The following is a 392-nucleotide window of genomic DNA, read 5'->3' on the forward strand; positions in this document are numbered from 1 at the left end:
CTTAAAGGGGTGTTACGCAAAGAAGGTAATCGCTGGGTACCTAACAACACCACTGCCCAAGGGCTGCGCTTTAACCCAGAGTTCCTCAAGGCGTTAGATACCTTGAGCCATTTGGGGGATGTGGCGTTCGCCAACGGGGAAGCGCGCCTGTACTTTGAAATCCGCCCCTCCACCAGCCGAGATGTGATGCAAACCATTTTGGTGATTGATAAACAGACGTTGACCTATGACAACCAATTCCCCGAGTGGCAACGCTTTGTGTGGCCGGGAGATACCATCGCCTCCGGTGCGTCACTGCGCTGGATGAGCACCACTGCAGGCACCCGTTTACTGGCAGACCACCGCGGCGTGTGGGGAGTAATTCGTTTATTGGAAAGCGCCCAAGTCGCTCC

At 55.4% G+C, this 392-nt stretch carries 1 protein-coding gene; it reads left to right on the plus strand.

All coding sequences use genetic code 11. The features are described 5' to 3' along the window. Positions 1-392 (plus strand): type VI secretion IcmF C-terminal domain-containing protein (locus AC4IFT_RS22390; protein WP_490752932.1); only part of this gene is annotated, 392 nt, incomplete at both ends.

The sequence above is a fragment of the Providencia sp. UF-183 genome (assembly GCF_058246155.1).